Source organism: Escherichia sp. MOD1-EC6819, from assembly GCF_002965765.1.
GTDB classification, from domain to species: domain Bacteria; phylum Pseudomonadota; class Gammaproteobacteria; order Enterobacterales; family Enterobacteriaceae; genus Escherichia; species Escherichia ruysiae.
In genome coordinates, this window is sequence record NZ_PTRG01000049.1 from 1 (window position 1) to 225 (window position 225).

Genomic DNA, 225 nt, shown 5'->3' on the forward strand with positions numbered 1-225 from the left:
TAGGCCTGAGTGGACTTGAACCACCGACCTCACCCTTATCAGGGGTGCGCTCTAACCACCTGAGCTACAAGCCTGTAGAGGTTTTACTGCTCATTTTCATCAGACAATCTGTGTGAGCACTTCAAAGAACGCTTCTTTAAGGTAAGGAGGTGATCCAACCGCAGGTTCCCCTACGGTTACCTTGTTACGACTTCACCCCAGTCATGAATCACAAAGTGGTAAGCG

At 49.3% G+C, this 225-nt stretch carries 1 tRNA gene and 1 rRNA gene; both read right to left on the bottom strand.

From position 1 onward, the window contains the following. Positions 1–74 (bottom strand) — tRNA-Ile (locus tag A7Z06_RS21590). Positions 75–142: 68 nt separating this feature from the next. Then, positions 143–225, bottom strand: a 16S ribosomal RNA gene (locus A7Z06_RS21595); the annotation flags it as partial.